26 protein-coding genes are annotated in these 25,190 nt (G+C 59.7%); 5 read left to right on the plus strand and 21 right to left on the minus strand.

Translation table 11 applies throughout. The annotated features are described in order from the left end of the window. Position 1: 1 nt before the first annotated feature. The 18 genes from tssJ to ACRC4F_RS08005 form a co-directional block, all read right to left on the minus strand. Positions 2–502 (minus strand): type VI secretion system lipoprotein TssJ, encoded by a 501-nt coding sequence (gene tssJ, locus ACRC4F_RS07920; RefSeq protein ID WP_438658811.1) that lies wholly within the window; start codon positions 500–502, stop codon positions 2–4. A gap of 5 nt (positions 503–507) precedes the next feature. Further along, positions 508–1,704 carry a type VI secretion system-associated FHA domain protein TagH gene (tagH, locus tag ACRC4F_RS07925; RefSeq protein ID WP_438658812.1) on the minus strand — a complete coding sequence of 399 codons (1,197 nt, stop codon included), beginning with the start codon at positions 1,702–1,704 and terminating at the stop codon, positions 508–510. Positions 1,705–1,721: 17 nt separating this feature from the next. Continuing rightward, a complete protein-coding gene (locus tag ACRC4F_RS07930) occupies positions 1,722–1,862 on the minus strand; it encodes a hypothetical protein (RefSeq protein ID WP_007894589.1) in 141 nt (46 codons plus the stop codon). 324 nt (positions 1,863–2,186) lie between these two features. Beyond that, positions 2,187–3,704 carry a sigma-54 interaction domain-containing protein gene (locus tag ACRC4F_RS07935; protein ID WP_438658813.1) on the minus strand — a complete coding sequence of 506 codons (1,518 nt, stop codon included), beginning with the start codon at positions 3,702–3,704 and terminating at the stop codon, positions 2,187–2,189. Positions 3,705–3,714: 10 nt separating this feature from the next. Beyond that, positions 3,715–6,363, minus strand: a complete 2,649-nt coding sequence (gene tssH, locus ACRC4F_RS07940) for a type VI secretion system ATPase TssH (RefSeq protein ID WP_438658814.1) — start codon at positions 6,361–6,363, stop codon at positions 3,715–3,717. Positions 6,364–6,376: 13 nt separating this feature from the next. Then, positions 6,377–7,384, minus strand: coding sequence for a type VI secretion system baseplate subunit TssG (gene tssG, locus ACRC4F_RS07945; RefSeq protein WP_438658815.1), 1,008 nt, complete (start codon positions 7,382–7,384; stop codon positions 6,377–6,379). Beyond that, positions 7,348–9,135, minus strand: a complete 1,788-nt coding sequence (tssF, locus tag ACRC4F_RS07950; RefSeq protein ID WP_438658816.1) for a type VI secretion system baseplate subunit TssF — start codon at positions 9,133–9,135, stop codon at positions 7,348–7,350. The genes tssG and tssF overlap by 37 nt, the downstream gene beginning before the upstream one ends. Positions 9,136–9,159: 24 nt before the next feature. Next, positions 9,160–9,462 (minus strand): hypothetical protein, encoded by a 303-nt coding sequence (locus ACRC4F_RS07955; protein WP_438658817.1) that lies wholly within the window; start codon positions 9,460–9,462, stop codon positions 9,160–9,162. Positions 9,463–9,628: 166 nt separating this feature from the next. Next, positions 9,629–10,012, minus strand: coding sequence for a hypothetical protein (locus ACRC4F_RS07960; RefSeq protein ID WP_438658818.1), 384 nt, complete (start codon positions 10,010–10,012; stop codon positions 9,629–9,631). After that, entirely contained in the window at positions 10,009–11,004 is a 996-nt protein-coding gene (locus ACRC4F_RS07965; RefSeq protein WP_438658819.1) for a DUF6402 family protein, read from the minus strand. Before ACRC4F_RS07965 ends, ACRC4F_RS07960 begins: the two co-directional genes overlap by 4 nt. Before the next feature lie 11 nt (positions 11,005–11,015). Further along, positions 11,016–11,540, minus strand: coding sequence for a PAAR domain-containing protein (locus tag ACRC4F_RS07970; RefSeq protein ID WP_438658820.1), 525 nt, complete (start codon positions 11,538–11,540; stop codon positions 11,016–11,018). A gap of 10 nt (positions 11,541–11,550) precedes the next feature. Beyond that, complete coding sequence (tssE, locus tag ACRC4F_RS07975) at positions 11,551–11,958, minus strand: type VI secretion system baseplate subunit TssE (RefSeq protein WP_008150080.1); 408 nt, start codon at positions 11,956–11,958, stop codon at positions 11,551–11,553. 14 nt (positions 11,959–11,972) lie between these two features. Continuing rightward, positions 11,973–13,448 (minus strand): type VI secretion system contractile sheath large subunit, encoded by a 1,476-nt coding sequence (tssC, locus tag ACRC4F_RS07980; RefSeq protein WP_109626782.1) that lies wholly within the window; start codon positions 13,446–13,448, stop codon positions 11,973–11,975. Between the two features lie 26 nt (positions 13,449–13,474). Beyond that, entirely contained in the window at positions 13,475–13,990 is a 516-nt protein-coding gene (gene tssB / locus ACRC4F_RS07985; RefSeq protein ID WP_438658821.1) for a type VI secretion system contractile sheath small subunit, read from the minus strand. A 32-nt stretch (positions 13,991–14,022) separates the two neighbouring features. Beyond that, a complete protein-coding gene (tssA, locus tag ACRC4F_RS07990; protein ID WP_438658822.1) occupies positions 14,023–15,579 on the minus strand; it encodes a type VI secretion system protein TssA in 1,557 nt (518 codons plus the stop codon). A gap of 652 nt (positions 15,580–16,231) precedes the next feature. Further along, positions 16,232–16,507 carry an HU family DNA-binding protein gene (locus ACRC4F_RS07995; protein WP_003213368.1) on the minus strand — a complete coding sequence of 92 codons (276 nt, stop codon included), beginning with the start codon at positions 16,505–16,507 and terminating at the stop codon, positions 16,232–16,234. Between the two features lie 192 nt (positions 16,508–16,699). Next, positions 16,700–17,848 carry an NAD(P)/FAD-dependent oxidoreductase gene (locus ACRC4F_RS08000; protein WP_438658823.1) on the minus strand — a complete coding sequence of 383 codons (1,149 nt, stop codon included), beginning with the start codon at positions 17,846–17,848 and terminating at the stop codon, positions 16,700–16,702. A gap of 19 nt (positions 17,849–17,867) precedes the next feature. Beyond that, positions 17,868–18,035: a rubredoxin gene (locus ACRC4F_RS08005; RefSeq protein WP_007954349.1), complete on the minus strand. Its 168-nt coding sequence runs from the start codon at positions 18,033–18,035 to the stop codon at positions 17,868–17,870. A gap of 202 nt (positions 18,036–18,237) precedes the next feature. On the opposite strand from ACRC4F_RS08005, the gene ACRC4F_RS08010 reads away from it, so the two are divergent. Beyond that, positions 18,238–18,801 carry a chorismate--pyruvate lyase family protein gene (locus tag ACRC4F_RS08010; RefSeq protein ID WP_438658824.1) on the plus strand — a complete coding sequence of 188 codons (564 nt, stop codon included), beginning with the start codon at positions 18,238–18,240 and terminating at the stop codon, positions 18,799–18,801. Further along, positions 18,801–19,691 (plus strand): 4-hydroxybenzoate octaprenyltransferase, encoded by an 891-nt coding sequence (gene ubiA, locus ACRC4F_RS08015; protein WP_438658825.1) that lies wholly within the window; start codon positions 18,801–18,803, stop codon positions 19,689–19,691. The genes ACRC4F_RS08010 and ubiA overlap by 1 nt, the downstream gene beginning before the upstream one ends. A gap of 130 nt (positions 19,692–19,821) precedes the next feature. Here ubiA and ACRC4F_RS08020 read toward each other — a convergent pair whose 3' ends face one another. Next, positions 19,822–20,208 carry a COG4315 family predicted lipoprotein gene (locus ACRC4F_RS08020; protein ID WP_438658826.1) on the minus strand — a complete coding sequence of 129 codons (387 nt, stop codon included), beginning with the start codon at positions 20,206–20,208 and terminating at the stop codon, positions 19,822–19,824. A 152-nt stretch (positions 20,209–20,360) separates the two neighbouring features. Here ACRC4F_RS08020 and phoB point away from each other — a divergent pair, with 152 nt between their 5' ends. The 3 genes from phoB to ACRC4F_RS08035 all read left to right on the plus strand — a co-directional run bounded on the left by phoB (position 20,361) and on the right by ACRC4F_RS08035 (position 23,882). Beyond that, positions 20,361–21,050 (plus strand): phosphate regulon transcriptional regulator PhoB, encoded by a 690-nt coding sequence (gene phoB / locus ACRC4F_RS08025; protein ID WP_008150066.1) that lies wholly within the window; start codon positions 20,361–20,363, stop codon positions 21,048–21,050. Positions 21,051–21,131: 81 nt separating this feature from the next. Continuing rightward, complete coding sequence (phoR, locus tag ACRC4F_RS08030) at positions 21,132–22,418, plus strand: phosphate regulon sensor histidine kinase PhoR (RefSeq protein ID WP_438658830.1); 1,287 nt, start codon at positions 21,132–21,134, stop codon at positions 22,416–22,418. Positions 22,419–22,541: 123 nt separating this feature from the next. Beyond that, positions 22,542–23,882, plus strand: a complete 1,341-nt coding sequence (locus ACRC4F_RS08035) for a hemolysin family protein (RefSeq protein ID WP_438658827.1) — start codon at positions 22,542–22,544, stop codon at positions 23,880–23,882. A gap of 114 nt (positions 23,883–23,996) precedes the next feature. On the opposite strand, the gene ACRC4F_RS08040 is transcribed toward ACRC4F_RS08035, so the two are convergent. After that, positions 23,997–24,893, minus strand: coding sequence for a peptidoglycan DD-metalloendopeptidase family protein (locus ACRC4F_RS08040; RefSeq protein WP_438658828.1), 897 nt, complete (start codon positions 24,891–24,893; stop codon positions 23,997–23,999). Between the two features lie 167 nt (positions 24,894–25,060). Next, positions 25,061–25,190, minus strand: a 130-nt coding sequence (locus ACRC4F_RS08045) for an integrase core domain-containing protein (protein ID WP_438657738.1), incomplete at its 5' end; no start/stop codon positions are given.

Here is a 25,190-nt window from a genome sequence, read left to right on the forward strand (position 1 = left end):
TTCAGTCATCCGCCTTGGCGAGCGTTTCGTTGCTGTTGCGAATACCGGCCTGATCGAGGGTCAGGTCTGCGTCGGTGACTTCCACCGGAGTGATTTGCACCGTGTAGCGCCATTTGGTTTCCGGCAGGTCACGGTAGGCGGCGAGGATGCCGACGTAGCGGCTGCCCTCCTCCACGCTGAGCTTGAGTTCGATGGTTTCACCCGGGCGCAGCTCGAGTTCTTCGCTGGCCACCAGGTCCGGGGCCAGGGATTCCTTGGCGCGCTCGTACAGGCTGAAGAAGTCAGCGTTTTCGAAGGTCACCGGGTGCTTGAGCTCGAACAGGCGCACGACAATCGGCGACGGACGCCCGTTGAGGTCCGGGTTCAGCTGATCGCTGGCGGTGAGCTTCAGGTTGAGCTTGGTGACGTGGGAATACGGCGACAGCGACGAGCAGCCGGCCAGCAGCACCAGGGCCGCGAACGCCGTCAGCGTCTTGAAAAAAGCGGTCGAGCAGCGAGACATGCGCATCATCCTTGGTGGTCGGTGTGAAGGGTGGAAATCAGGCGAATCTGTTCTTCGTAGGCCTGGGCGAAGTCGCGGGCCAACAGGCGTTCGCTCCAGTCATCGTCCTGGCGCAAGGCCTGGTGATAACGACCGTACGCTCTCCAGCGGCTGCCGGACGTGGCCATGAGCGGCTTGTTGTCGCGCTCGAAACGCAAGGTCAACTGCTCGGGCGAGAAGTGATCCAGCGTGCCGCGAACGGCGGCGCGGCTGGCGGTCAGCAAGGCCACCTGATGCGCCTGCAAATCGCGGAACGAGCGAGAGATCGCTTGCTCGGCAGGCAACTGGCCCGGCTTGTTCGGCTGCAACAAAATGCCCAGCGCTTCACCGGCATCGACGGCGAATTTCAGCGGGTTTTTATTGGTGCCTTGAACGATGGTCTGGGCCAGGCGCAGTTCGTTTTTCAGTTCGCTGCGAGTGCGCAGGCTCTGCTGCAATCCGCCGACGCTCTGCTTGAGCAGGCGTGCCGCGTTCAGCGCCAGCGCTTCGCGCGCGTCGTGATCTAGACCTTTGAGGTCCACGCCCAGCGCTGCGCCGAAGCGCTCCCAGAAACCTTCGCTCTGCCGCTCGACGGCTTTCGGCGCAGGGGCAGGCTCGGGTTCTGCCGGGGCGTTGATCAGCTCCGGAACCATCAGGCTTTCCATGTCGATGCGCGCGTAATCGGCGCGCTGACGGGTGTCCTGTGGAGCGTTGTTTGGCGAGATCAGTTCGTCGATCTCCGAATACACGCGCTCTTGCTGATCGAGGGCGTTCAGCGGGTCGAGGTCGAGGAACGCATCGTCCGGAATGATGCTGCCGGCCGCTTGCGGACGGCCGACTTCCACGTCGAAGGTCGCCGGGTCGCGCACCAGTCGCGCACGGATCTCGAAATCACCCAGCACGTACACGCTGCCGTGTTCGATGCGCATCGCTTCGCCTTTGCGCAGGCGCGCGCCGCTTTCGCTGTCCTGGATACCGTTGCTGCTGGTATCGGTCAGGAAAAACGTGCCTTCGCGGTAGCTGATCAACGCGTGGTGGTTGGACAGGTGACGCTTGCGGTCGGGAATGATCCAGTCGCAGTCCTCGCCCCGGCCGATCACGCCACCGGCCTGTTTGAAGGTCTTCTGGCACAAATCCGTGGGCACGAACTGCTTGGTGTTCAGCATTTCGAAAACCAGTTCCATGGTGATACTCCTTGCGGTCACTTGCCGCGATTGACCGCCTGCGGATCACCCAATGGGCGATAGGTGTTGTCGTTGTATTTGTAATTGCCGCTACAGCCGCCGAGGCCGCATAGAACGACGAGGGTCAGCAGGACGGCTTGCCAGTGACGAACAGGCATCAGAGGGTCTCCATGGGTAGACAAAGCACAAAGCGCCGACCCGGTTGGGCGGCGCTGTTAGAAGCGGATGAGGTTGATTGGAAGGCTCTATTCCAGGGCCTATAGCCAATCACCGGGGAACTTGTGATCCCCTGTGGCGAGGGGACTTGTCCCCGTTGGGTCGCGAAGCGGCCCCAAAACCGGCTACCTCGTTTATTCAGGCAAACCGAGTTGGCCGGATTGCGACTGCTGCGCAGCCGAACGGGGATAAATCCCCTCGCCACAGGGAATGCGCTAGCCACAGGGGGCATTCCAACCTGAGAGGTCGGGCTGTAGAAATCCAGATCAACCATCGAAATCACCCAGGTTGATATTCAGGCGCCCAAGGCGATAAAGCAGCGTGCGCCGTGGCAGGCCGAGTTCGCGGGCGGCGAGGGTCTGGTTGCCGTCGTTTTTGCGCAGGCAATCGAGCAGCAGGCTGCGTTCGACCTGCTCCAGGCGTTCGCGCAGGTTCAGGCTGTTGTCTTCCGGCATGGCTTCCATGCGCAGGGAGAAATGCTCGGCCAGCAACTCGCCGCCCTCGCACAGCAGAACGGCACGTTCTACCAGGCCTTTGAGTTCGCGCACGTTGCCGGGGAAGGCATAGCCGGACAGGTGATCCAGCGCCGCATCGGACCAACGCACCGCGTCACGCTGCAAGAACGAGCAAGCCTTGTCGGCGAAGTGCCGGGCCAGGTCGAGGATGTCGCCTTCGCGCTGACGCAGGGCCGGCAACTCGATCGGGAATTGCGCGAGGCGGTAGTACAAGTCCTCGCGGAATTTGCCTTCGCTGACCAGCACCGACAAATCCCGGTGGGTCGCGGCGATGATGCGCACGTCGATCTTGTGCGTGTCGTTAGACCCCAGCGGACGAATCTCGCCTTCCTGCAGAACCCGCAACAGCTTGGCTTGCAGGGACAACGGCATGTCGCCGATTTCATCCAGCAACAAGGTGCCGCCATTGGCCGCATCGAACAGCCCGGCACGGTCACGATCAGCGCCGGTGAACGCGCCTTTGCGATAGCCGAACAGCTCGCTTTCCAGCAGGTTTTCGGGGAACGCCGCGCAGTTCTGCACGATGAACGCCTGGGAACGGCGCGGGCCGCAGTCGTGGATGGCGCGCGCGACCACTTCCTTGCCGGTGCCGGTTTCGCCACGCAGCAGCACGGTGTACGGGCTGTGCAGGACTTTGCTGATCAGCGAGTAGGTCTGGCGCATTGCCTTGCTCTTGCCGATCAAACCGTAACCGCTGGCGCTTGGGACACTGACCTTGATCGGTCGTACGTCACCGCTCGGCTGACGCAAACGCTGCAGCAAGTGCAACTGGCCGAGCACGAACGAACCCAGTTGCCCGAGGGAATCGGCGAAGCCTTGCAGGTCGATGTGCCGGCGACTTGCGCACAGCAGCAAGCCTTCGACGGCTTTCTGTTGATTGACCAGCGGCACGCACAACAGCGACTGCCAAGGCGTGGCCTGCGGCGGCAGGAAACTGGTTTCGTGCAGGCTGCCGCTCAACTCGCTGAGGCTCACCACGCGGTTCTGGCACAGGGCGAATTGCAGCAGTTGTTCACCGTTGTAATCCGCCGGCAGGCTCTCCGCTTCCCGGGGTTGCAGGATGCCGTTGAGGCACTCGGCGTTCATCCCCAGGCAGGTGTGAGTCGCGTCCAGCAGGTACAACTGCGTTAGCTCGCAACCACTGAGCTCGGCCAAGCCGCGCACGAAGTCACCCAGCAGCGCAGCACCGTCCGCAGCGCGCGACAGGCTGGCGAACTGCGCCAGCAAGGCTTCGGCATAGACCAGCGGTTGCGGCACTTGAGTGAACATCACACCCACCTCAGGCGAACTCGCACGTCACGCTGGCGCCACCGTCGAGCGTCGCGTGGACACGCTTGAGGCTTTCACCGGTGGCCATCGCATCGAGCAAGCGGTCGGCCACCAGCGGCAGCACGTGCAGGTCGAGCAAGTGGTCGATCAGACGCGCACCGCTGTCGCTTTGGGTGCAGCGTTCGGCCAGGTGATCGACGAGGTCCTGGGAGTAAGTGAAGTCCAGCTGACGACGGTTCAGGCGCTCGCCCAGACGCCCGAGTTTGATCTCGATCAGCTCGCGCAGCACCGGGCCACCGACCGGGTAGTAAGGCACCACGCGCATCCGCGCCAGCAGTGCCGGTTTGAAGTGCTTGCTCAGGACCGGGCGAATGGTTTCTTCGAGCACTTCGGCCGATGGGCGTGCGCCGTTTTCGCAGAGCTCGCTGATGCGGTCGCTGCCCAGGTTCGAGGTCATCAGGATCAACGTGTTGCGGAAGTCGATCTCGCGCCCTTCGCCGTCGTTGGCCACACCTTTGTCGAAGATTTGGTAGAACAGGTTCAGCACGTCCGGATCGGCTTTCTCGACTTCATCCAGCAACACGACCGAGTACGGTTTCTGGCGCACGGCTTCGGTGAGCATGCCGCCCTCGCCATAACCGACGTAACCTGGTGGCGCACCGATCAGGCGCGAGACGGTGTGCTTCTCCTGGAACTCGGACATGTTGATGGTGGTGATGAAACGATCACCGCCGTACAGCAAGTCCGCCAACGCCAGCGCGGTTTCGGTCTTGCCGACGCCGCTCGGGCCGACCAGCAGAAACACGCCGACCGGTGCGTCAGGTTTGTTCAGACCGGCAGCGGTGGCGCGCATCGAGCGGTCCAGGGCGTGAACGGCTTGTTCCTGACCACGAATACGTGTACGCAGGTCGGTGGCGAAACTCGCGACCTTGGCATTGTGTTCGCGGGCCAGTTGCGCCAATGGCACACCGGTCCAGGCGCTGATTACTTCGGCGACCAGACGCGGGCAGACTTCGAAGCTCACCAGACGTTCTTTGACCTGAAGCTCGGTCAGCGCTTTGTGAGTGTCGTTGAGAGCGGCTTCCAGGGTTTCGACGCTGTGCGCTTCGTCCACCGGCAGCGTTTCGATCACGGTGCCTTCGGCGTCTTCCTCAACCGTAACGGTCGGTTCGACGGCAGCGGCTTCGCGCGCCTTGGCCAGTTGCTGACGCAGGTCCAGCAGACGTTCGGCCAGTTCTTTCTGGTCGGTCCACAGGGTTTCCAGCGCGACCATTTCCTCTTCTGCGGTCGCAAGGCGATCTTCCAACGCGTCCAGCGCTTCGTGATCGATCAGCAAGCCGGCTTCAGCATCACGGCGCAGGGCCTGACGCTGACGACCACCTTCAGCCAGTTCGCCACGCAGACGCTCAAGGCTTTCCGGGGCGGCGGCGAGGCTGATGCGAACGCGGGCGCACGCGGTGTCGAGGACGTCGACGGCTTTGTCCGGCAGCTGACGGCCCGCGAGGTAACGCGCAGACAACTCGGCTGCCGCAACCACCGCGTCATCGCGCAGGTAGATGCCGTGGCTCTTCTCGTAGACCTGAGCCAGGCCACGGAGGATGGTCACCGCTTCACTGACGGTCGGTTCGTGCAGTTGCACTGGCTGGAAACGACGGGCCAGGGCCGGGTCTTTTTCGAAGTACTTCTTGTACTCCGCCCAGGTGGTGGCGGCGATGGTGCGCAATTCGCCACGAGCCAGGGCTGGCTTGAGCAGGTTGGCCGCATCGGATCCGCCGGCATTGCCGCCCGCGCCGATCAGGGTGTGGGCTTCGTCGATGAACAGGATGATCGGTTTCGGCGAGGCTTTGACTTCGTCGATCACGCCTTTGAGGCGACGTTCGAATTCGCCTTTGACGCTGGCGCCCGCTTGCAGCAAGCCCATGTCCAGCGACAGCAGCTCCACGCCTTTCAGCACTTGCGGCACTTCACCGGCGGCAATGCGCGAAGCCAAACCTTCGACGATCGCGGTTTTACCGACGCCGGCTTCACCGACCACAATCGGGTTGTTCTTGCGGCGACGGGCGAGGATGTCGACCATCTGCCGGATCGCACCATCGCGGCACAGCACCGGGTCGAGTTTGCCGTCGCGGGCCTGTTGCGTGAGGTTATGCGTGAAGCGCTCCAGCAGCGATTCGCCGGGTACAGCGGGTTTGCCGGTGGCCGGTTGCTCTTTCTGCGACAGGGCGAACTCCTTCAGGCGCTCGATGTTCAACTTGGCCAGCAACGACTGGTAGCGGCTGCCGGCGTAGCGCATCGGGTTGCGCAGCAGCGCGAGGATCAACGCGGCTTGTTCGACCTGGCTCTGGCCCAGTTCAAGGTTGGCCACCAGCAACGCGTCTTGCAGCCACTGCACCAGTTCCGGGGCGAACACCGGGTTGCGCGAGGCGCTGTGTTCGACCCGCGATTGCAACGCGGCGCTCAGCTCGCCGGCATCCACTTCGGCGTCTTGCAGCGCGCGTGCGAGCAAGCCTTGCGGGCGCTCCAGCAGGCCGAGCAGCAAGTCTTCGACGAGGATTTTGCTGCCGCCACGGGCGACGCAACGCTCGGCAGAACTTTCCAGATCACGACGGGTTTCGGCGTCCAGCGCCTGGATAAGTTGTTGCAGGTCTACGTTGATCATTGGTCATCTGTCCTTAATGAATTTTGCTGCCCAGGGTCACCACGCCGTCCGCTTTTTCGCGGCCCAGCCAACTGGTCCATCCCAGGCGACAGGCGTTTTGCTCACCGATGCGCAGTTCGCGGATTTCTTCCTGGCGCAACACCAGGCGAATGTCGTAATCGAGCGGGTCACGCAGGGTGAACCGCACCAGCGCGCACAGCGGCTGGTAGCCGAAACCGATCGGCAGGAATTCGTGGAAGCGTTGCCAGTCGAGCTCGCGGATGTGGATGCGGAATTTGCCGCTGCGGTCGCGCACGTGTTCGCCCAGCACCAGGTCTTCACCGAGCAGGCTGTTGGCGCGGCCCAAACGATTGCGCTGTTCTTCGAGAATTTCCACGCGGCGCTCGATGCACTGCTCGATGGTCAGTTCGGCGTGCTTGAAGTAGTAACGCAGCACCGCTTCGATCAGCGCCGCTGAGTGCGCGCGCAAGCTGAGCAAACCGAGGTACGGCAGCAGGCGTTTCCAGTTCAGTTCCTGGGCCTTGCGGATCTCTTCACCGCCGAGGCCGATCAAGGCAAACAGCTGCGCCGAGAACGGGTCGAGGGCGCCGCTCTCGAAACTGGCGCGGTAACGGTATTTACGCCAGATCGGCAGCATCAGCCGTTGCAGGCGATGGTGAAACAGGTCGAGGAAGTTGCGGGTCGGGTTGCCGTCTTCGCTGTCGCCCAGGGCCTGTTCACCGTAGAACGCCGGCAGCGGCGAACCGGAGCCGACCAGGCCGATCAGGTTGAAACGCAGGCGCGCGCGCATCTGCCCGTGCTCGTGGAAAAACTCCACGCGATCGACGTCGCTGCCAGGGAAACCCAGGCTCGGGTTGGCCTGGAATTCGAGCTGGTCGTACAAATCGTCCTGGCTCAGGTGCGGGTGAGCCTCGCGCAGCCGGTCAACCACCAGCAGCACGGCCTGAAACAGCGAGTACTCGCGTATTCCTCGGGTCAGTCCGCTTAAAGAAGCGGCTGAAGGCCCATACGTGGTGTCCATTGGTACACCTCTCCCTGTGTGCTTTTTACCCGCAGCTCGTGGTACGAATTGAGACTGGCGTAAAGCGCGAAAAACTCGTTAAGAACCGAGGCGAAAACGAACAGGTCGCCCTCGCCGATATACCCTTCCGGGTCGATGGTCAGTTCGGTGCGCAACCCGCGAACCGGCAACCCCCGGTGCAACCGGTCGACGTGTTGGTGCTTGATCGACTTGAGCCCGCCCAGCAGGCGTTTGCTGACTTTTTCAGCGTGTTGGTCGTAGTAGCGCGGCAGGTCGTAGGTTTCCAGAATCACCTTCAACGCATTGACGTCGGCCAGCGACAGGTAGTTGAGCGACATGTTGCTGATCAGCTTCCAGAGGAAGTCACGGTTCAGCGGTGGCGCGTAACTCGAGGTAGCCGGAGTGATGTTGCGGAAACTCAGGAACTCCGGCGTCTCTTCACAGGCCTGGCTGATGTCGCCGAGCTTGAGCTTTTTGGGCAGGTTCTGGTTGGTGCACATCAGCTCGATCGACAGGGTTTCGTGAGCTTCGGTGTGGCGGATGCCGAAGCTCAGGTAGGTGTCGAGTCCGTCGTGCAACAGCGACGAACGCTGGCGGATGCTGTAATGCGGACGGCTGTTGGGCACGTCGAAACTCGGGTCGTGCTCGAAGGATTCGAACGGCACGTATTCCTGATAACCGAGGCCGCCGGGCTTCCAGCCGGTCACGGTTTCCACCGAGAACACGCCGCAGTTTTGCAGATCGAATTCGGCGGGCAGCAGCAGGTATTCGTCCTGCTTGCCGTCGAGGCGGATCGGCAAGGCGTCGTGCTTGAACAGATTCACAATCGGCGTGCAGTAGAGCTTCACGTTGTCCAGCGTCGGACGCATGCGCATGATGCCGCTCTTGCGAATGTCGAAGCGCAGCTCGAGGCCGCGCATCTGCTTCAACGTGTCTTCCGGCAATGCCTTGAGCATGTCCAGGCCGTTGACGTCGACGAACAGGAACTTGTCCTGGAAGGCGAAGTATTCCTGCAAGTAGCGATAGCCACGGAAGGTGTTCAGCGGATACGGGATCAACGCTTCTTCTTCGGCAAAACCCACCGGCTGTACGCGGTCGCCGGGCATCTTGAACGCCATCGGCATGCCGTTGACGCCGTTGATGGGCTTACCGGCGCCGTCCAGCGGGATCAACTCGATGCCTTCCAGGTTGCGCAACAGGCTGAGGTACAGCATCTGGCTGATGTAACGCTCGCCCGCGAAGTGCAGACGCAGACGGCTCAACTCCAGCTCACCAAGGTGACCGTCAGCACTCATCTCCAGACGCAGGCTCAACAACGAACCGTCGCCCTTCACCGAGTAATTCAGCGCGGCCAGATCCAGCGGCAAGACTTCGGTCGGGTAGCAGGTGCGGAAGCGGCAACGCACGTCATCGATTGGCACGCTCTCGACCGGCGTGTCGCGCTCGACCATCAACGCAGGTCCCGAACGCTTCAACGGATCGAACTGCAAAATGCTGAACGCCGGCAGCGGCCGCATGTAGTTGGGCCACAGCAGGTGCATCAGGGAATGACTGAGCTCCGGCAGCTCGTCATCGAGCTTCTGGCGCAGGCGTCCGGTCAGGAAAGCGAAGCCCTCAAGCAACCGCTCCACGTCTGGATCCCGCCCGGCCTGGCCGAGAAAAGGTGCCAACGCCGGGCTACGCTCGGCGAATCGACGACCTAACTGGCGAAGTGCGGTGAGTTCGCTTTGGTAGTAGTGGTTAAAGGACACGGAGTACCTTCCTGGTGGTGGATCTCATGAAAAAACTGTCCTGTAGAGCGCGACTGTCAGACCGGCAACTACGTAACCGGCGATGAGCAGGTACGGCAGAAAAGCCAGCCAGCCAAACATCATCGGGAACCCGGCGAGGCTCCCCAAAAACACATGGGACAATCCATAAATCACCCATGGGGCGGCGTAAAAAGGGATGAACGTCAACGGTGCGCGCCATACACCTCTCAAAATTTGCTGTTCGGTTTTCCCGTTCATTACTCGCGTCGCCCACAGGGCAAAGGCGATGTAGGCAGGGATGCCAAATGTCAGGACGTAAATCGCCAAGAACTGCTCCCGGCCTGCAACCCTCGAATATCCCTCTGACCAATCGAGGAACAACAGAACCACGGACACGACAGCGGGTGTCCACAGGGCAATCTTCAAGAACCTGAAACGACTAAGGCTGATCAACGGCGATCACACCTAGAAGGGGTTTCTTGATTTACGAACCTCAACGACATTCAGGAACCATCCAACTTTCCCAGCCATCTGCACCGGGGTACAACACCATTTCTCCTTGAAACTCAGGAGCAACTCCGGCATTGCCCTCTCTCATCCACAAATACCACTCAGAAGTCTTGAGCAGTTCTCCATCCTTGGTATACACACGATAAAAATACTGACTGCTAAACATTTCCAGAACACGACCCACCATACCAACTGCCTGATAATTCGGAACATATCTGGCGATATAGCACTGCGCTGATGGGCTCCAGTATTTTTTTACTGGTTGCGCTTCCCACGAGCTTTGTAGTTTCAATCCAAAAAGAATCAAAACCGGCATCATGACGACAAATAAACAAATCAGAATAAGCCTTCTAACTTTAAGCTTCATGGCGAAACCGCCGGACGATTAGTTTTTTGCATATACTCAGCAAAATCCGCGGCAGATAAGTAGATAAGAATGGAAGTGGGGATTTTTTTCACGTTGGAATAGACAAACAAATCCCCGCCTTTGCCATGCTGTGCCCGGTAGCAGTTAAAGCTATCGTTAGTAACCTTGAAGTATTTCTTTCCCTCACGCTCTACGCTAGCTGGCCCGCTGAGGTACTCGTAGTAGTCAGGCTTGATGACACCTTCCGAATTCCAGTAACCCAGCAACTGATCCTTGCCGTCTTCATTCAGGAAGTCGTAGGTATCACGGATATAGCAACCGACTTCATGGATACGCAAAGAAGCAGCACTATTTTTGGTTTTAGGTGCAGTAGAAAACTTGGTGATTGCAATTTTTACTATAAAACCACCGAGAGCACCGTATACATCGTCCATCGGATTATCTTTCTTCTCAGTGACCGATAATCCGATGGGTCTAAAATTAGCCTGTGTAGTTGTTTCCAACCCTATCGCATCAAGCCCGCTAAAATCATGAAACCCCATAACGAGATCTTGATTTTGCTCATCAAAAATTCCAAGTTTGCGCATGCGAGTCATAAACTGCAAAAGGCCGGGTGTCAGCTGACTCGGAAAACCACTCTTTCGACCAATAACCTCATTGTATTGACTTGCACTTGATAACTTTGCATTCAACTCATCAATAATCACGCCGGTGTGTGGAGATGCACTGGTTAGCCAATCAAAATCAAGATCCCCAAACAGTTTTTCCTGAGTGATCTTGTCAAGTGCAAGACGTCCTTCTTTTTCGTCTGAACTCATGACAAATCCATCACCGTCGAACCAGCGCTGCATGATTCGAGCAGATTCCTTCCAGCCAAGCTTCGACATCACACCGGGAATGTCTGTAATTTTGAAATCTTCAACAGTCGCTTCCACGCATTTTGTATCAGACGAGGGAGTGAGTTGTGCCGTGACAGGGGCTGGAGCTGTCATGTGAGAATCCCTTATGCAATCACGAGAGAGGACTGTGGGTCGAACGTGAGCGTGACGCTTTCCGCCGAGTCAGAGGCCATCGCTGCCGTCTTGCCTTGCGCATCCGTGATCCCTTTAAGTTCCTTCCCAGAGGCTGTACGCAAGGTATAAGCACGCTCAGCTATGGGAGCTCCGGTTTTGGGATCACGCACTATAAATTGCTGAGTGAAAGGCCACTGCAGCACTACCGGCAACGGCGCCACAAACGGCACCGCCGAATGCGAATTCCCGATAATCACCGTCCCGGACCCAGCCGTAACCTTGTTGCCATGAGTCCCAACGGAATCCACCGTCGCGGCCGGTTTCCCATTGATCAAAACCGTCGTCGCCAACCCGCCAACCATCGCACCACCACACGCCGAGGCATCGCCTTGGCGGGCGGCCGCGAGGCCGTCGAAGAAGACGTCGCCGGAACCGGCGGCGATCGGGTTGGTGCCGTGGCCGGGGAGCGGGCAAGCGGTGGGGTCGGATACGCGTGCTGCTGGTTTGCCGGACATACGAATCTCCTTAGTTGACCTTGACTTGACCGCTGCCATCCAGGCGCGCGGCGAAACTGACCTGGCGCTTGAAACCATCAACTTCCAGCAGGCCTTCGATGCTGAAGGACAGACGAAGCTGATCGTGATCACGCGGCAGGGAGATGACACGCACATTGCTCAGGCGTGGCTCGTAGGCTTCGATGAAATTTTCGATGGCCAGACGGGCCTGACTCAGGGAGTCGTGCAGGCTCAGACGCATGTCATTGAGATCGGGTAGCCCGTAATCGGACAGCGTTTGCACGCTGCCCGCACGGGTGCTGAGCATCTTGGCCAGATGGGCAGCCACGGACGCCATGGCGGAGACCTCGCGGCTCCAGCCGACGCGTTTGTCCGCGTCGCCACCCAGGCGTTCGAAAAGGCTGCCGTATCCAGTCATGAGTCAGGCTCCGCTTACTCTTTGTCCAGCTTGCCAACCAGCGACAGGGTGAAATCGGCACCCATGTACTTGAAGTGCGGACGCACGTTCAGGCTGACGCGGTACCAGCCAGGCTCGCCTTCGACATCGCTGACGATGATCTGGGCAGCGCGCAGTGGACGACGGCCACGGACTTCGGCGCTCGGGTTTTCCTGGTCGGCCACGTACTGGCGGATCCACTTGTTGAGTTCCAGCTCGAGGTCGGTACGTTCTTTCCACGAACCGAGTTGCTCGCGCTGCAGCACTTTCAAGTAGTGAGCCAGCCGGTTGACGATCATCATGTACGGCAGTTGGGTGCCGAGCTTGTAGTTCAGCTCTGCCGCCTTGCCTTCTGCGCTGATGCCGAAGAACTTCGGCTTCTGCACCGAGCTTGCGGAGAAGAACGCCGCATTGTCGGAGCCTTTGCGCATGGTCAGGGAAATGAAGCCTTCCTCGGCCAGTTCGTATTCACGACGGTCGCTGACCAGAACCTCGGTAGGAATCTTGGTTTCGATTTCGCCCATGCTTTCGAAGTGGTGCAACGGCAGGTCTTCAACCGCGCCACCGCTCTGCGGGCCGATGATGTTCGGGCACCAGCGGAATTTGGCGAAGCTGTCGGTCAGCTTGGTGCCGAACGCGTAGGCGGTGTTGCCCCACAGGTAGTGCTCGTGGCTGTTGGCGACGGTTTCTTTGTACACGAACGATTTGACCGGGTTTTCTTCCGGGTCGTACGGGTTACGCAGCAGGAAACGCGGCACGGTCAGGCCAACGTAGCGGGAGTCTTCCGACTGGCGGAAGCTCTGCCATTTGGCGAATTGCGGGCCTTCGAAGTGATCTTTCAGATCCTTCAGGTCCGGCAGGCCGGTGAAGCTTTCCAGGCCGAAGAATTTCGGGCCGGCCGCAGCGATGAACGGCGCGTGGGACATGCAGGCAACGCTGGACACGTACTGCATCAGTTTCACGTCCGGCGAGCTTGGGGACATGAAGTAGTTGGCGATGATCGCGCCTACCGGCTGACCACCGAACTGACCGTATTCAGCGGTGTAGATGTGCTTGTACAGGCCCGATTGCATCACTTCCGGCGAATCGTCGAAATCGTCCAGCAGGTCTTCTTTGGAGACGTTGAGGATTTCAATCTTGATGTTTTCGCGGAAGTTGGTGCGGTCGACCAGCAACTGCAGGCCACGCCACGACGATTCCAGGGACTGGAAGTCAGGGTGGTGCAGGATTTCGTCCATCTGGCGGCTGAGCTTGGCATCGATCTCGGCGATCATGCGGTCAACCATTGCCTTCTTGACCGGCTCACCGTTGTTCTGCGGCTTGAGCAGCTCTTCGATGAAGGCCGACACACCGCGCTTGGCGATGTCGTAGGCTTCGTCGTCCGGCGTCAGGCGGGTTTCGGCGATGATGCTGTCGAGAATGCTGTATTCGCCGTTCTCTTTGCTCTTTTGCTGTGCTGCGCTAGTGCTCATTGTTGGCTTCCTTGGCTGATGGTGGCTCAGACGTTCTGGGGGGCGTCCTGGGCTGCGGCGTTCAGGCCCAGCTCACCCAGTACGCGACCGCGGGATTCGTCGTCGGCGAGAACGCCTTCGATAGCTTTGCGGAACGCAGGCGCGTTACCCAGCGGGCCTTTGAGGGCCACCAGCGCGTCGCGCAGTTCCATCAGTTTTTTCAGCTCGGGCACTTGCTCGACCAGCGAGGCCGGGTTGAAGTCCTTCATCGAGTTGACGCGCAGTTTCACGGCCAGTTCTTCAGTGTCACCTTCTTCCTGAAGACGGTTCGGCACGCTCAGTGTCAGGCTCAGCTCTTGCTTGGCCAGCACTTCGTCAAACGTCATCTTGTCGATGCTGATCGGCTTGCGATCTTCGACTTTGCGTTCGTCCTTGCGGTGGGTGTAGTCACCGATTGCCAGTAGTTTCAACGGCAGTTCGATCTCTTCCTGGGCACCACCGGTGGCAGGTTTGAAAGTGACGTTGATGCGTTCCTTGGGGGCTACCGAGCCTTCTTTGGCCATGGCTTTTCTCCTTGCGGTTGTGGCCCTGGGGCCTATTCGAGTACCACTTCGAGATCGAGGTGGCACAGCCTGCGATAAATCTCTTCCTTGCGTTCACGTACGGCATGGTTCTGCGGCAACAACTCGCAGCAGCTATGCAGTAAATGCAGCACTTCCAGCGCAAGATCGGGCTCCCAGGCGTTCAGACCTGAGTCCTGTAATGTTTGGTCGAGTGTTTCGAGTTGGGTCTTGGCCAGTTCGTATTTCTTGGCCATGAAGCACAGCCGCGCGAGGGCGAACTGCCAGAAGAATCGGACGCGTCCGCCGTGGGCGCTTTGCAGGCCCTGCTTAAGGATCTGCACGGCAGCCTTGAGGCCGTCCTTGCGCAGGATCGGCATCACTTCTTCGAGGGCCACTTCCCAGGCTGGCTGGGTATCGGCGACTTCGACCTTGCGCGGCGCACTGGCGCTTTGCAGGTGCGGCATGACGTTGGCGCTGATCCAGGCGCGAGTGGCTGGATCGGCGAACGGCGCGCCGTCGTGGAAACGCAATTCGACGATGCCGGGCAGGCGCTGAATCAAAAGCGCGAAGTGGATTTCCACTTCGCGCATGGCCATCTCGGCGTTCAAGCCCTGGAGGCATTCCCAGACCATTCGCTGGCCGTCGAACCAGAACGGCGCCTTCGCCAGGCTCGCCTCCAGTTCCACCAGCAGATCGGCGTATTTGGCCTGATCGTAACGGTCCTGATAGGCCTTGAGCTTGTCGGCGGGCAAGCCGCGCAGCACGGTGATTTGCTCGGCGTTGCGCTCAGGCACCGCGTCGATGGGCAGCCACAACAGCGTGCGATTGAGGCGCAGGGCGCGCAGGTCGGTGGCTTTCTGCTTGAGCCACCAGGCACACAATGGACGCGCGCTTTCCTGCTGGGCGCGCAGGGCCTTGTGGGCTTCTTTTTCGTTGTCGATCGGTGCGCCGGGGGTGAACAGTTGCGTGGCGGCCTGTTTGACCTGGGCCACCGCAGCGCCCACCACGCCGGGTTCCGGCTGGTTGTCGGCGGCGCGTTGCACCATGTTTTTCAGGCGGCGGGAGATTGGCAGCAGCAGCGGCGCATCGTCGCCCAGGTGCTCGGTGCAGGCGGCATCGAGGCCTTCAAGGTGTTCGACCAGCCGCCGGAACATCGGCAACTGCTCTTTGATCGCGACGTTTTCGGTCAGCACCTGCTCGAGACGCGGCACCAGCCAACTGATCGCAGCGGAGCGGGTACGGGCCTTGCTCGGGTGAACGTCGGCCCAGTGGTTTTCGCACAGATGGTGCAGCAGACCAAGGCCGGCCAGCAGGCCCTGGAACGATTCGCGCTGGTACAAGGCCCAGGTCAGCCAGGCGCCGACCCGCAAATCCTTGGACTGGGTGCGCAGCAGGTTTTCGCTGTTTTCACGGATTTTCAGCCAGTCGATCTGACCGCTTTCGTGCATGGACGAAGCTTTCGCCAGCTCGCTTTCGAGTGCTTCATATTCGCTCGAAAAGCGAACGTCCTCGCCCGCGAAATTCTCTTTGGAAACAGAGGCTTTTGCGAGATCAAGGTAATGAGCAGAAAGTTTGCTTGAGTAGGACATCCATGGCCTTTATTTAGGATTACGGTCGAACGCCAATTGCAGTTGCAGGGGCGCGGGACAGTATCAAAGAGCTGCGATGAGTCTCATCCAATTGAGTTCGTGCTCTTTCAAGTGGGCGCATCGTAATCACAATGATGGCCACTAGCAAGCATCTGATTAAACAACAAGACGAACTGTTGTTTATTGCGTGTAGGAGATCTCCCTATATGCGCAAGGGGATTCCCTGATACCGATTTAATATTTACCCCTCCAGCCGATAGCCCTGAAACCATTGAGGCAGAGCGGCCGGTAAAACTTTCATCAAGCCGTGGCCGACACCTCCCCCAATGGCGGACGTGAAGCATGCCAACAATAGAGGAGGATGAATGTAGGAATGATCCGAAAGATTGCTGTCATCTGCGAACAAACCAACGCGGACAACAGAGCATTAATAAAGTGCCAGCAAAATGATGGCACTTTATATACAGCATTATTTTTGTAAGGCGTTTCGCAAACAATTGGAGCTGTGGACAGTTGTTTTCCAACCTGTATTAATCAGTCCACGAAACATATACAGAAACTGAACGCCGCCCATAAAAAATGGGCACCCGACTCAATCGGTGTGCCCATTTTTCAATACGGTTCTCCCCGTTATTCAGGGAGTTCGCCGCAATTATGGATTAACGCTGTCTTTCAATGATTTGCCTGGCTTGAACGCAACAGTGTTGCTGGCCTTGATTTTGACAGGCTCACCGGTTTGCGGGTTTTTGCCGGTGCGGGCACCGCGGTGGCGTTGCAGGAAGGTGCCGAAGCCGACCAGCGTCACGCTGTCCTTGCGGTGCAGGGCTCCGGTGATTTCTTCGAGAACGGCGTTGAGAACGCGGTTGGCCTGCTCTTTGGTGAGATCTGCTTTTTCCGCGATGGCGGCGGCGAGTTCTGGTTTACGCATTAGTGAAGCCCCTTTGACGGTTTTTTGTTGTTATGTCCGTGCTGTTCTCGTTGGAACAGCGCCCAAGGCGCCGCAGGTGCTCTACTCTGCGGCAGACGGGAGTGAGAATGGCACGCACGGAAGAGCCGCGCCAGTCTCGGCGCGACCTTTGTAGGGGCAAAAGCGGGGTGATTCCGACAGAACGACCGGTATTTACGCCAGCAGTGCCGGAAGCTCTTTGTTGAGGGCCAGTTTTTCCATCACCGCCGCGCCTGTCAGGGCATAACCGAGCAGTTTTCCGCTGGCATCACGGCACAAAACTTTGATGTCCGCGCCCTGCCCTTCGACGGTCCAGACGCCCTCGGCGCCCCGTGGTGGCGGCGAAACCACCAACGGACAGACCGGGGTTTTCACGGTAATCGGCATCGGGCCATAACTCACGGCGGTAGGGTTGCCGGCAAGGGTTTGCGCCAGCGCTCTCGCACAGCTCATGAGGGGCATGACGTACAACAGATTCAGCCCATCGACCTCGGCGCAGTCGCCCAGCGCATAGATATTGGCGTGGGAGGTTTTCAGATGGCGATCGACCACCACGCCACGATTGACCTGCACACCGGCCGCTGCCGCCAGATCGATACGGGGACGCAGGCCAATGGCCGAGACCACCACGTCGCAGGGAATCACCTGACCATCGGACAGATGCGCTTCCACGCCGTCCGCGACGCGCTGCAAGCGATTGAGCACCGGCCCAAGGTGGAAGCGCGCGCCGAGGCTTTCGAGCCCGGCCTGAACGGCCGCAGCTGCCGCCGGGTGCAACAGGGTCGGCATGACTTGCTCGCACGGTGCAACCAGTTGCACCTCGAAGCCCCCGAGGATCAAGTCATTGGCGAATTCGCAGCCGATCAGGCCGGCACCGAGCAGCAACACCCGGCGCTTGCCCGCCGCGGCGGCACGAAAGCGTGCGTAATCTTCCAGGTCGTTGATCGGGAAAACCACATCCGTTGCATCGCCTTCGATAGGCACCCGCACGGTTTCCGCGCCCCAAGCCAGGATCAGGTCGCGATAAATCACCGATTCCTCACCGATCCACAGGCGTTTATGGCCCGGATCGATGCCGCTGATGCGCGTGTGGGTACGCACTTCGGCCTTCAATTGCTCGGCCATGGCGCCCGGTTCGGCCATGCTCAGGCCGTCCGCGTCTTTGTTCTTGCCGAAACCGGTGGAGAGCATCGGCTTGGAGTAGGAGCGTCCGTCATCGGCGGTAATCAGCAGCAGCGGCGTTTCGCCATCGAGCTTGCGAAACTCGCGGGCCAGGTTGTAGCCAGCCAGCCCGGTGCCGACGATCACGACAGGTGCGTTCATTCCTTACTCCTCAAATGTCTTAGTTGATTTCGATCATTTCGAAATCCATCTTGCCGACGCCGCAGTCCGGGCACAGCCAGTCTTCCGGCACGTCTTGCCACAGCGTGCCCGGCGCAATGCCGTCGTCCGGCCAGCCGTCGGCTTCGTTATAAATCAGGCCGCAGACCACACATTGCCACTTTTTCATTCAGGTACTTCCTCAGGATTCAGGCTTATTGCCGGCGCGGACGGTCGCCAGGTGGATCGATGCCGTCCGGCTCAGGGGCGTTTTGTACTGATCGGGCCCGGCAGATGCAAGCCTGTTCGGCGCAACGGCGGCCCGGACCAATCAAAATCGCTGGCTGACATGGTAAGCTCGCCGCCTCATTTGCTGCCAATAATGACTCACTGTGCCGCACTCAAAATTCCCCTCCGCGACCCCACTGTGGCTCCCTCAAAGCCAACTGACGCCCCTCCCCGACACGTCTACCCTCGACTGGCTGTTCGACGAAGGCTCTCTGACCCGACGCCTGATCCGTTTGTCGAATGACGGCTTCAGCGTCACGCCGCTGTTTGAAGGCTGGCAGACGCTGCGCGCCGACGAATGTGCCGCGCTGGAGCTGGAGGAAGGCAGCGAAGGCTGGGTGCGCGAGGTGTATCTGCGCGGTCACGGCGAGGCCTGGGTGTTTGCCCGAAGCGTCGCGGCGCGCAGTGCCTTGCAGGGCGACGGCTTGCACATGGATGAATTGGGCAGCCGTTCCCTGGGTGAATTGCTGTTTTGCGATCAGGCGTTCCAGCGTCGCGCCATCGAGGTTTGTCACTATCCTCAAGAATGGCTGCCGCTGGAGTCCCGGGCACCCGAACTGTGGGGCCGTCGCTCGCGTTTCGACCGTGGCACCTTGAGCGTGCTGGTGGCCGAGATCTTCCTGCCGACCTTGTGGCTCGCCACCCGCGCCCACCCGGAGAACTGTTGATGTATCAGAGCCTGCTCAAGTCCCTGAACCGCTTGAACCCTCGGGCCTGGGATTTCATTCAGCTGACCCGCATGGACAAACCCATCGGCATTTATCTGTTGCTGTGGCCGACGCTGTGGGCGTTGTGGATTGCCGGTAAAGGTTCGCCGTCGCTGGCCAACGTAGTGATCTTCGTGCTCGGCGTGGTGCTGACCCGCGCTGGGGGCTGCGTGATCAATGACTGGGCGGACCGTAAGGTCGACGGCCATGTAAAGCGTACCGAACAGCGCCCGCTGCCGAGCGGCAAGATCAGCTCTAAAGAAGCGCTGGTGTTCTTTGCATTGCTGATGGGCGTGAGTTTCCTGCTGGTGTTGTGCACCAACGCGGCCACGATCTGGTTGTCGTTCGGGGGTTTGGCACTGGCTTTCACTTACCCGTTCATGAAGCGCTACACCTATTACCCGCAAGTGGTGTTGGGCGCCGCGTTCTCCTGGGGCATGCCGATGGCGTTCACCGCCGAAACCGGTGAACTGCCGGCAGCCGCATGGTTGCTGTGGATCGCCAACCTGCTGTGGACCGTGGGCTACGACACCTATTACGCGATGACCGACCGCGACGACGACTTGAAGATCGGCGTGAAATCCACGGCGATTCTATTTGGCGAAGCAGACCGGGTGATCATTCTGATCCTGCAAGGGTTGGCGCTGGGTTGTCTTTTGCTGGCCGGATCGAAATTCGAGTTGGGCGGCTGGTTCCACCTGGGATTGTTGGCGGCGGCGGGCTGTTTTGCGTGGGAGTTCTGGTACACCCGTAGCAAGGACCGGATGCGTTGCTTCAAGGCGTTTTTGCACAACCACTGGGCGGGGTTGGCGATTTTTGTGGGGATTGTGCTGGATTACGCGACGCGCTGAAGAAACACAAAGCCCTGTGGCGAGGGAGCTTGCTCCCGCTGGGCCGCGAAGCGGACCCAACATCTGCGAGTGCTGCGCACTCGAGCGGGAACAAGCTCCCTCGCCACGGGCTTAGCCAGCTGCTACAGGCTTACATTTTCGGCCCTTGGAGGATGTGCCACTTGTCCATCTTCTTGTCGCCCGTCATGTCTCCTGGCTTCTTGTCCTGAACGAAGTAGTACAGCGGCTTGCCGTCGAATGCCCACTGCATCGTGCCGTCGTCACGCTTGATGATGGTCCACTTGCCTTCATCCTTGTCAGTCGCCTTGGCCATCAATGGCGGCCAGTTCTCTGCGCACTTGCCGGTGCACGCCGACTTGCCGCCCGTGTCGTTGTCGAAGGTGTACAACGTCATGCCTTTGTGGTCGACCAACATGCCGTCTTTAACCATGCCAGGGTCTTCAGCGAAGGCCATTGTCGGTAGCGTCAGCGCAACGGTAACCAGCAGAGCCTTCCAGGATTGAGCGATGTGCTTCATGGAAACCTTCCTTTTGTGGTTGTCAGGATTCGGACTTAGAGCTTAGTTCAGGATCATGACAATCGCCGGTCGACTAAAATACTGTCACACGACTGCAATAATTCCGTTATCTAATGCGGCGCAAGACAGTTAAATGACAAGAGGATTAAGGCATGGTTGGCAGGAGCATTCTGATCGTCGACGACGAAGCGCCCATTCGCGAAATGATCGCCGTTGCGTTGGAAATGGCCGGCTATGACTGCCTGGAGGCTGAGAACTCGCAACAGGCCCATGCCATCATTGTCGACCGCAAGCCGGACCTGATCCTGCTCGACTGGATGCTGCCCGGCACGTCCGGCATCGAGCTGGCCCGGCGCCTCAAGCGCGATGAGCTGACCGGGGACATCCCGATCATCATGCTCACCGCCAAGGGCGAAGAGGACAACAAGATCCAGGGCCTGGAAGTCGGTGCTGACGATTACATCACCAAGCCGTTTTCCCCCCGGGAGCTGGTGGCGCGCCTTAAAGCCGTGCTGCGCCGCGCAGGTCCTACCGATGGCGAGACGCCGATCGAAGTCGGCGGCCTGCTGCTCGACCCGATCAGCCACCGCGTGACCATCGACGGCAAACCCGCCGAGATGGGACCGACCGAATACCGCCTGCTGCAATTCTTCATGACCCACCAGGAACGTGCCTACACCCGTGGCCAGTTGCTGGATCAGGTCTGGGGCGGCAACGTTTATGTCGAAGAGCGCACCGTCGACGTGCACATCCGCCGCCTGCGCAAAGCCCTCGGCGATGCCTACGAGAATCTGGTACAAACCGTGCGCGGCACCGGTTACCGCTTTTCGACCAAAGCCTGACCAAGACCTTTACCGCCCGACAAGCTGACAAGGACGCGTGTTCAATTGAACCAGAACTGGCATGGCACCCTGATTCGCCACATGTTGTTGCTGGTGACCGGCTGTTTGGTGATCGGCCTGATTACCGGCTACTACGGCTGGAGCCTCGCCGCGGGCCTGGGCCTTTACCTGGCCTGGACCCTCAAGCAATTGCTGCGGCTGCACGAATGGCTGCGGCTGCACAAACCCGACGAAGCACCACCCGACGGCTATGGGCTGTGGGGCGAAGTGTTCGACAGCATCTATCACCTGCAGCGCCGTGACCAACGCGTGCGTGGACGTCTGCAAGCGGTGATCGATCGAGTTCAGGAATCCACCGCTGCCCTGAAAGACGCCGTCATCATGCTCGACAGCGATGGCAACCTGGAATGGTGGAACCGCGCCGCCGAAACCCTGCTCGGCCTCAAGACGCCGCAAGACAGCGGTCAGCCGGTCACCAACCTGGTACGCCATCCGCGCTTCAAGGAATACTTCGAGCAGGACAGCTACGCCGAACCGCTGGAAATCCCGTCACCGATCAACGATCGCCTGCGCATTCAGTTGTACATCACTCGCTACGGCAACAACGAACACTTGATGCTGGTGCGTGACGTGACGCGCATCCATCAGCTGGAACAGATGCGCAAAGACTTCATCGCCAACGTGTCTCACGAATTGCGCACACCGCTGACGGTGATCTGCGGCTACCTGGAAACCCTGCTCGACAACGTCGAGGAAGTGAACCCGCGCTGGACTCGTGCCCTGCAGCAAATGCAGCAGCAAGGCGGGCGCATGCAAACCTTGCTCAACGACTTGCTGTTGCTGGCCAAGCTGGAAGCCACAGATTACCCGTCGGACAATCAGCCCGTGGCCATCGACGGTTTGTTGCAATCGATCATGAGCGACGCCCAGCAATTGTCCGGACAGAAAAACCAGCGCATCACCCTGGAGGCCGATCCGACGATTCTGCTCAAAGGCAGTGAGGCCGAGTTGCGCAGCGCGTTTTCCAACCTGGTGTTCAACGCAGTGAAATACACCCCGGCCGAAGGCAATATCCGCATTCGCTGGTGGGGCGATGAGCAAGGCGCACACTTGAGCGTGCAGGATTCCGGCATCGGCATCGACAGCAAACACCTGCCGCGTCTGACCGAACGATTTTACCGCGTCGACTCCAGCCGCAACTCCAACACCGGAGGCACCGGCCTGGGTCTTGCGATCGTCAAACACGTATTGCTACGGCATCGCGCGCGGATGGAAATCAGCAGTGTGCCGGGGCATGGCAGCACGTTTACCTGTCATTTCGCACCTGCCCAGGTCACGAAAACCCGGGTCATCAGCACCGCCGACTGATACCGGCCAGCACTCGCCACTAGGCAATCGCCCGGTCAGCCGCTACATTGGCTGACTTGTGCCTGCCTTTCAGGTGCACTTTTTTCTTTCCTTTCGAATACACGGAACCCGCAAAACTCCATCATGGACCCTTCCCCTGGCTTGACCCTCGCGACACTCTTCGCCGATTTCGGCATGATTCTTTTTGCTCTGATCCTGGTTTTGCTCAACGGCTTTTTCGTTGCGGCGGAATTCGCCATGGTCAAGTTGCGCTCGACCCGGGTCGAGGCCATCGCTGAAAAAAACGGCTGGCGCGGACACATCCTGCGCACCGTTCACAGTCAGCTCGATGCGTACCTCTCGGCGTGCCAATTGGGTATCACCCTCGCCTCCCTGGGCCTCGGCTGGGTCGGTGAGCCGGCGTTTGCGCACATCCTCGAACCGGTGCTGAGCGCCGTTGGCGTCGAGTCCGCCGAAGTGGTCAAAGGCGTGTCGTTCTTTACGGCGTTCTTCATCATTTCGTACCTGCACATCGTGGTCGGCGAGCTGGCGCCGAAATCCTGGGCCATCCGCAAACCCGAGCTGCTGTCGCTGTGGACCGCAGTGCCGCTGTACCTGTTCTACTGGGCCATGTACCCGGCGATCTACCTGCTCAACGCCAGCGCCAACACGATCCTGCGGATCGCCGGCCAGGGTGAACCCGGCCCGCATCACGAGCACCATTACAGCCGTGAAGAACTGAAACTGATCCTGCACTCCAGCCGTGGCCAGGACCCGAGCGACCAAGGCATGCGTGTGTTGGCCTCGGCGGTGGAAATGGGCGAGCTGGAAGTGGTCGACTGGGCCAACTCCCGGGAAGATCTGGTGACGCTGGAGTTCAACGCGCCGCTCAAGGAAATCCTGGCGATGTTCCGTCGCCACAAGTTCAGCCGTTACCCGGTGTACGACAGCGACAGCCAGGAGTTCGTCGGCCTGCTGCACATCAAGGATTTGCTGCTGGAATTGGCGGCCCTGGACCATATCCCCGAGTCGTTCAACCTCGCCGAGCTGACCCGGCCGCTGGAGCGCGTGTCGCGTCACATGCCGCTGTCGCAGTTGCTGGAGCAGTTCCGTAAAGGTGGTTCGCACTTTGCCCTGGTCGAAGAGGCCGATGGCAACATCATCGGTTACCTGACCATGGAGGACGTGCTTGAGGTGTTGGTCGGCGACATTCAGGACGAACACCGCAAGGCCGAGCGCGGCATTCTCGCGTATCAGCCGGGCAAGCTGTTGGTCCGTGGCGATACGCCGCTGTTCAAGGTTGAACGCCTGCTGGGCATCGACCTGGACCACATCGAAGCAGAAACACTCGCCGGGCTGATCTACGAAACCCTGAAACGGGTGCCGGAAGAGGAGGAAGTGCTGGAAGTCGAAGGTTTGCGGATCATCATCAAGAAGATGAAAGGGCCGAAGATCATTCTGGCCAAGGTGTTGATGCTGGATTGATGCGCTGATCCGGAACCGGGTCGATCCCATCGCGAGCAGGCTCGCTCCCACAAGGGCTACGCATAACCCTGTGGGAGCGAGCCTGCTCGCGATAGCGTCAACACAGGCAACACATCACTGCTTGCCCAACGCAAAGTTGGGCAACGCCCCGACCGGCTGATTGAACTGATACGGAATCGATACCAGCCCCAACCCCGTATTGCGCTGCACCACGAAGTGCAGATGCGGCCCGCTGCTGTTGCCGGTATTGCCCGACAGTGCCAGCGCACTCCCCACCGCTACCCGTTGCCCCTCGCGAACGCTGACCGAGCCTTGCTTGAGGTGAAGGTACACGCCCATGGTGCCGTCATCGTGCAGCACCCGCACGAAGTTGCCCGACGGATCAGTCCCGCGCCCGGTCTGGGCATTCTCGGTTTTCACCACCACCCCGCCACGCGCGGCAATGATCGGCGTGCCTTCGGGCATGGCGATGTCCATGGCGTAACGATTCTTGGCGCCGAAATGGCTGTACTGGCCGTTGGCGCCCTGACTCAAGCGAAACGGCCCGCCACGCCAGGGCAACGGATACCGATAGGCCATGGTGGCCCCTGAAGGGTCGCCCAGTGAATATTCGAACCTTGGGGTGTACGCCAACGGCCTTCCGGCCTTCGTCGCCGTGAGCAGCGCCAGACGGATGTTGCTGCGCGCTGGCATCACCCGGCGAATCGGCCGGCTCGGCGCACCGCTGACGTTGTTCAGCCCGGCAAAACTCAGCTCGATCTCGACCGGCGCGTACAGGTCGTTGCGCACGTAGATGTTGTCCACGCCCTTCTGCTTTTTGATATCGAGGTACACCTGACCCTCAAGGTGCTCGACCATGCGATCACGAAAAACGAACACCTGGGAGCCTTTCGTGGGGCGGTCGCTATAGGAGACCACGCCATTGGCGTCTTTGGACTTGTAGATCGTCATGGACACAGCCGAGGTGGAGGCCATGAAAAGACCACAGAAAAACAGCAGGCGCGCGAGCATGGGCAAGAGTCTGTCGAGTAAGGCCTGGGGAGGAGCCTAGCAGCTGCAATGGACCCGGGTCGTCGGCAGATGTTTCAAAATGGGCAGGGAAAGGGATGTGCGGTGAATTTGTGGGCCCCATCGCCAGCAGGCTAACTCCCACAGGGGAATGCATTCCAATGTGGGAGCTAGCTGTGTAAACCCACCACGTTGTTCACGGATGCTATTCGGCTAATCGGTGGCAAATAACTCAGGCTGGCATGCGGGCGATGCCAGTTGTACTCGTGCAGCCACGATGTCAGGTAGGTCGCACGTTGA

Source organism: Pseudomonas sp., from assembly GCF_051660785.1.
GTDB lineage: Bacteria > Pseudomonadota > Gammaproteobacteria > Pseudomonadales > Pseudomonadaceae > Aquipseudomonas.

What these genes read in the sequence shown, in the direction of transcription:
- tssJ (WP_438658811.1), bottom strand. Translation starts at nt 502, where the DNA reads ATGTCTCGCTGCTCGACCGCTTTTTTCAAGACGCTGACGGCGTTCGCG.
- tagH (WP_438658812.1), bottom strand. Translation starts at nt 1,704, where the DNA reads ATGGAACTGGTTTTCGAAATGCTGAACACCAAGCAGTTCGTGCCCACG.
- ACRC4F_RS07930 (WP_007894589.1), bottom strand. Translation starts at nt 1,862, where the DNA reads ATGCCTGTTCGTCACTGGCAAGCCGTCCTGCTGACCCTCGTCGTTCTA.
- ACRC4F_RS07935 (WP_438658813.1), bottom strand. Translation starts at nt 3,704, where the DNA reads ATGTTCACTCAAGTGCCGCAACCGCTGGTCTATGCCGAAGCCTTGCTG.
- tssH (WP_438658814.1), bottom strand. Translation starts at nt 6,363, where the DNA reads ATGATCAACGTAGACCTGCAACAACTTATCCAGGCGCTGGACGCCGAA.
- tssG (WP_438658815.1), bottom strand. Translation starts at nt 7,384, where the DNA reads ATGGACACCACGTATGGGCCTTCAGCCGCTTCTTTAAGCGGACTGACC.
- ACRC4F_RS07960 (WP_438658818.1), bottom strand. Translation starts at nt 10,012, where the DNA reads ATGAAGCTTAAAGTTAGAAGGCTTATTCTGATTTGTTTATTTGTCGTC.
- ACRC4F_RS07965 (WP_438658819.1), bottom strand. Translation starts at nt 11,004, where the DNA reads ATGACAGCTCCAGCCCCTGTCACGGCACAACTCACTCCCTCGTCTGAT.
- ACRC4F_RS07970 (WP_438658820.1), bottom strand. Translation starts at nt 11,540, where the DNA reads ATGTCCGGCAAACCAGCAGCACGCGTATCCGACCCCACCGCTTGCCCG.
- tssE (WP_008150080.1), bottom strand. Translation starts at nt 11,958, where the DNA reads ATGACTGGATACGGCAGCCTTTTCGAACGCCTGGGTGGCGACGCGGAC.
- tssC (WP_109626782.1), bottom strand. Translation starts at nt 13,448, where the DNA reads ATGAGCACTAGCGCAGCACAGCAAAAGAGCAAAGAGAACGGCGAATAC.
- tssB (WP_438658821.1), bottom strand. Translation starts at nt 13,990, where the DNA reads ATGGCCAAAGAAGGCTCGGTAGCCCCCAAGGAACGCATCAACGTCACT.
- tssA (WP_438658822.1), bottom strand. Translation starts at nt 15,579, where the DNA reads ATGTCCTACTCAAGCAAACTTTCTGCTCATTACCTTGATCTCGCAAAA.
- ACRC4F_RS07995 (WP_003213368.1), bottom strand. Translation starts at nt 16,507, where the DNA reads ATGCGTAAACCAGAACTCGCCGCCGCCATCGCGGAAAAAGCAGATCTC.
- ACRC4F_RS08000 (WP_438658823.1), bottom strand. Translation starts at nt 17,848, where the DNA reads ATGAACGCACCTGTCGTGATCGTCGGCACCGGGCTGGCTGGCTACAAC.
- ACRC4F_RS08005 (WP_007954349.1), bottom strand. Translation starts at nt 18,035, where the DNA reads ATGAAAAAGTGGCAATGTGTGGTCTGCGGCCTGATTTATAACGAAGCC.
- ubiA (WP_438658825.1), top strand. Translation starts at nt 18,801, where the DNA reads ATGTATCAGAGCCTGCTCAAGTCCCTGAACCGCTTGAACCCTCGGGCC.
- ACRC4F_RS08020 (WP_438658826.1), bottom strand. Translation starts at nt 20,208, where the DNA reads ATGAAGCACATCGCTCAATCCTGGAAGGCTCTGCTGGTTACCGTTGCG.
- phoB (WP_008150066.1), top strand. Translation starts at nt 20,361, where the DNA reads ATGGTTGGCAGGAGCATTCTGATCGTCGACGACGAAGCGCCCATTCGC.
- phoR (WP_438658830.1), top strand. Translation starts at nt 21,132, where the DNA reads ATGTTGTTGCTGGTGACCGGCTGTTTGGTGATCGGCCTGATTACCGGC.
- ACRC4F_RS08035 (WP_438658827.1), top strand. Translation starts at nt 22,542, where the DNA reads ATGGACCCTTCCCCTGGCTTGACCCTCGCGACACTCTTCGCCGATTTC.
- ACRC4F_RS08040 (WP_438658828.1), bottom strand. Translation starts at nt 24,893, where the DNA reads ATGCTCGCGCGCCTGCTGTTTTTCTGTGGTCTTTTCATGGCCTCCACC.